The organism is Isoptericola sp. NPDC057391, assembly GCF_042668085.1.
Classification (GTDB): domain Bacteria; phylum Actinomycetota; class Actinomycetes; order Actinomycetales; family Cellulomonadaceae; genus Isoptericola.
Genome location: NZ_JBHVBO010000273.1, coordinates 1 through 3,933, shown reverse-complemented (window position 1 = coordinate 3,933; position 3,933 = coordinate 1). Strand labels below are relative to the sequence as shown.

Genomic DNA, 3,933 nt, shown 5'->3' with positions numbered 1-3,933 from the left:
CCCCTGCGTGGTGCCCGTCTCCGCCTGCGCCGCGACGGTGCGCCCCTCGTCGTCGACTCGGGTGAGAGCCGAGGAAGTGTGTGCGGCTCAGACCTCGGCCGCGACGATGTCGACGACCTTGCGGCCGCGACGCGTCGCGAAGGCCACCGAGCCGGCGGTCAGCGCGAACAGCGTGTCGTCGCCGCCACGGCCGACGTTCTCGCCGGGGTGGAAGTGGGTGCCACGCTGGCGGACGATGATCTCGCCGGCCTTGACGGCCTGGCCGCCGTAGCGCTTGACGCCGAGCGACTTGGCGTTCGAGTCACGACCGTTGCGCGAGGAGCTCGCGCCCTTCTTGTGTGCCATCTGTCAGACCTGCTTTCTGCGAAGAACGAGGGGATCAGTGCCGCGGGCCGTGCTGCGGGGTGTCGCGCTCGGCCCGGCGGTGAGTCACTTGATGCCGGTGACCTTGAGGCGGGTCAGCGGCTGACGGTGACCCTGGCGCTTGCGGTAGCCGGTCTTGTTCTTGTACTTGAGGATCGTGATCTTCGGGCCCTTCTCGTCCCGCACGACCTCGGCCGTGACCTTGACCTTCGCCAGCTTCGCGGCGTCGGTGGTCACCTTCTCCCCGTCCACCAGAAGCAGAGCGGGCAGCTCCACCGTGTCACCGGCCTCGGCCTTGACACGGTCCATGACGACGATGTCCCCGACGGACACCTTCTCCTGACGGCCACCGGCCTTGACGATCGCGTACACCACGTTGCTGCTCATCTCTCCTGGTCTGGGCATGCCGCACGACGTTCTTCACCGACTTGGTCTGCAACTCGGCCCGCCGCGGCGGTCGAGTGCGGTGCGTCGTGGACACACGGGACTGGCACGCCGAAGGCGCGCCGACGTCCAAGACTACGTCACGGCGCCGATCGGTTCAAACGTCCTCCACCGTCGGCCGCCGTGACGTGCCCCACCTACGAACGCCGCGGGTCAGCCCTCGAGCACGAACGTCACCTGCAGGTCCACCTGCCACGCGACGATCGCGCCGTCCGACACCTCCACCTTCTGCTCCTTGACCCAGGCGCCGGTGATGTGGCGGACCGTCTGGCCCGCCCGCTCGAGGCCGACGCGGATCGCGTCCTCGAAGCTCGTGTCCGACCGGGCCGTGATCTCCGTGACGCGCGCGACCGTGCCTGCCATGTCGTCCTCCGTTCTCGGGCGGGCCGACGTCTCTCGCCGGCCGTCCTTCCGATGGTCGACCCGGTCCGGCCTGCTCGCCCGGTGTCGCTGCCCCGGCGCGGCCCCGATACCCCTCGCCCGTGCGCTCGTCCGGTGTCCGGAGCGCCCCGGGGCGACCATGGGGAGATGACCGGGCGGACGGGACGCCCCGACCTGCCGACGGGTGCCGGGGGCGTCGACGACGCGGTGACGGCCGCGCTGCGCGACGTCGACCGCCGAGGCTTCCTGCCGCGCGCCCGCGCCCGCTGGGCCGAGGCGGACAGCCCCGTCGAGATCGGGCACGGCCAGACGTGCTCGCAGCCGTCGACCGTCGCGGCGATGCTCCGGCTCCTCGACGTGCCGGTGGGCGCCCACGTGCTCGACGTCGGGTCCGGCTCCGGCTGGACGACCGCGCTGCTCGCCCGCCTCGTCGGGCCCACCGGATCGGTGCTGGGGCTCGAACGGCACGCCGACCTCGCCGCCTGGGGCGCGGGCAACGTGCGACGGACCGGCATGGCCTGGGCCCGGGTAGCCCGTGCCGACCCCGGCCGGCTCGGCGCCCCGCGCGCCGGTGGCTGGGACCGGGTGCTGGTGTCCGCCGCGCCGACGCGGCTGCCCCAGGAGCTGGTGGACCAGGTCGCGCCCGGCGGCCGGATGGTGGTCCCCGTGCGGCACGTGATGGTGCTCGTGACCCGTGACGAGGACGGCACGGTGCGCACCTCCGAGCACGGGACCTACTCGTTCGTCCCGCTCGTGGAGGACTGAGTCGCCGGCGGGTCCCGGCGTGCCAGGCTGCCGGTCGTGACCGCGGACGCGGACGCCGCCACGTCGCGCCAGGTGCTCGACCGGCTCCGCGCACTGGGGGGACAACCCCCTTGTCCCGAACCTACGGCCCCGTAGGCTCGAAGCATCCGCGCGACCGAGCAACCGCTCACACCTCGGCTGGGAAGTCGACCCCGACCCCTGCGAGGCGCACATGCCCCCAGCCGTCCCGGCCGTCCTCGACAGCCCCGCCGCCCCGCGCGGCGGCGCCGCGGCGAAGTTCACCAGCACCTACGGCGCCCTGTCCCGGGAGGTCCGCGACGCCGGGCTCCTACGCCGGGCGTACGGCTACTACCTCGCCGTCGGCGTCGCGCTCGTGCTCGCGCTCGGCGGAGTCGTCACCGGGTTCGTCCTGCTGGGCGACTCGTGGTTCCAGCTCCTCGTCGCGGCCGCGCTCGGCGTCGTGCTCACCCAGCTGGCCTTCGTCACGCACGAGACGGCGCACCGCCAGGTCTTCGCGTCCGGGCCGCTCAACGACCGCGTCGGCCGCATCCTGGCGAACGCCGTCGTCGGCATCAGCTACTCGTGGTGGATGACGAAGCACACCCGCCACCACGCCAACCCCAACCAGGTGGGCAAGGACCCCGACGTCGCTCCCGGCGTCATCTCCTTCACCCCGGAGGCGGCCGCGGACCACCACGGGTTCCTGGGCGCGATCACGCGCCGCCAGGGCTGGCTCTTCTTCCCCCTCCTCACCCTCGAGGGGATCAACCTGCACGTGACCGCCGTGCGGTCGCTGCTGACCGGCCCGCCGGAGGACCGCGCGGCGCGGCGGCGCGAGCTGCTCACCATCCTCGTACGCCTGAGCGCGTACGTCGCCGTCGTCCTGTGGTGGCTCCCCCTGGGCCTCGGGCTCGCGTTCCTCGGCGTGCAGCTCGCCGTCTTCGGCGTCTACATGGGGGCGACGTTCGCCCCCAACCACAAGGGGATGACGATGATCCCCGAGGGCAGCCGGATCGACTTCCTGTCGAAGCAGGTGCTCACCTCCCGCAACGTGCGCGGCGGCGCCTGGATGAGCGTCCTCATGGGCGGGCTCAACCTCCAGGTCGAGCACCACTTGTTCCCGAGCATGCCCCGCCCGCACCTGGCGCGCGCCCGGCTCATCGTCCGCGAGCACTGCGCGCGGCTCGGGCTGCCGTACACCGAGACGTCGCTGCTGCGCTCGTACGCGATCGTCGTGCGGTACCTCAACGAGGTCGGGCTGGCCGCCCGCGACCCGTTCGACTGCCCGCTGCGCCAGCGGCTCGGGCGCGGCTGAGCGTCCGGCGACGCGGCGACGTCCTCGTCAGCCGGCGCGGTGGCGCCGGCAGCGCGCCTCGTACGACTCGGTCCCGCCCACGTGGCCCGACGTCGGGGCCAGCGCGTCGTCGCCGGCCGGCATCGCCTCGAGCCGGACGTGGAACGCCGCGTCGCGGCCGCAGACCGCGCACACCGCGGTGAGCTTGGTGACCGACTCGGCGACCGACATGAGCTCGGGCAGCGGCGCGAACGCCCGCCCGTCGAACGTCACGGACAGCCCGGCGACCACCACCACGAGGCCCGCGTCGGCCAGCGCCGTCGCGACGTCCAGCAGGCCGGGGCCGAAGAACTGCGCCTCGTCGACCGCCACCAGCTCCGTGCCCGCCGCGAGGAGGCCCGGGATCTCCTCGGCGTGCCGCACGCTGCGCGAGGGCACCTCCAGCCCGGAGTGCGACGCCACCCGGCCGGGCCCGCTGCGCGTGTCGAGCTCGTGCGCGACGACGAGCACGTCGCGGCGCGCGACCTGCGCCCGGTGGACCCGGCGCACCAGCTCCTCCGTCTTCCCGGCGAACATCGGGCCGGCGATCACCTCGAGCCGCCCACTCCTGCGGTCGTCCCCCGTCATGGCCCGAGCATGACACGAGCCGGTCGACGCGAAGGGCCCGGGTCGACGGACGTCGACCC

At 73.4% G+C, this 3,933-nt stretch carries 6 protein-coding genes; 2 read left to right on the top strand and 4 right to left on the bottom strand.

All coding sequences use genetic code 11. The features are described 5' to 3' along the window. Nucleotides 1-87 precede the first annotated feature (87 nt). From rpmA to ACFUVW_RS20065, 3 genes are all read right to left on the bottom strand, one after another. Entirely contained in the window at nucleotides 88-345 is a 258-nt protein-coding gene (gene rpmA / locus ACFUVW_RS20075) for a 50S ribosomal protein L27 (protein WP_429732004.1), read from the bottom strand. Between the two features lie 84 nt (nucleotides 346-429). Then, nucleotides 430-738: a 50S ribosomal protein L21 gene (rplU, locus tag ACFUVW_RS20070; RefSeq protein WP_430573059.1), complete on the bottom strand. Its 309-nt coding sequence runs from the start codon at nucleotides 736-738 to the stop codon at nucleotides 430-432. 222 nt (nucleotides 739-960) lie between these two features. After that, nucleotides 961-1,170 (bottom strand): dodecin family protein, encoded by a 210-nt coding sequence (locus ACFUVW_RS20065; protein WP_429732001.1) that lies wholly within the window; start codon nucleotides 1,168-1,170, stop codon nucleotides 961-963. Nucleotides 1,171-1,335: 165 nt separating this feature from the next. On the opposite strand from ACFUVW_RS20065, the gene ACFUVW_RS20060 reads away from it, so the two are divergent. Both ACFUVW_RS20060 and ACFUVW_RS20055 read left to right on the top strand, forming a co-directional pair. Beyond that, complete coding sequence (locus ACFUVW_RS20060) at nucleotides 1,336-1,953, top strand: protein-L-isoaspartate O-methyltransferase (protein WP_430573058.1); 618 nt, start codon at nucleotides 1,336-1,338, stop codon at nucleotides 1,951-1,953. Between the two features lie 211 nt (nucleotides 1,954-2,164). Next, the gene (locus ACFUVW_RS20055) at nucleotides 2,165-3,268 is read left to right on the top strand and encodes a fatty acid desaturase family protein (protein ID WP_430573057.1); all 1,104 of its coding nucleotides are present in this window, start codon (nucleotides 2,165-2,167) and stop codon (nucleotides 3,266-3,268) included. A 27-nt stretch (nucleotides 3,269-3,295) separates the two neighbouring features. Here ACFUVW_RS20055 and ACFUVW_RS20050 read toward each other — a convergent pair whose 3' ends face one another. Continuing rightward, a complete protein-coding gene (locus ACFUVW_RS20050) occupies nucleotides 3,296-3,874 on the bottom strand; it encodes a thymidine kinase (RefSeq protein WP_430573056.1) in 579 nt (192 codons plus the stop codon). Nucleotides 3,875-3,933: the final 59 nt, after the last annotated feature.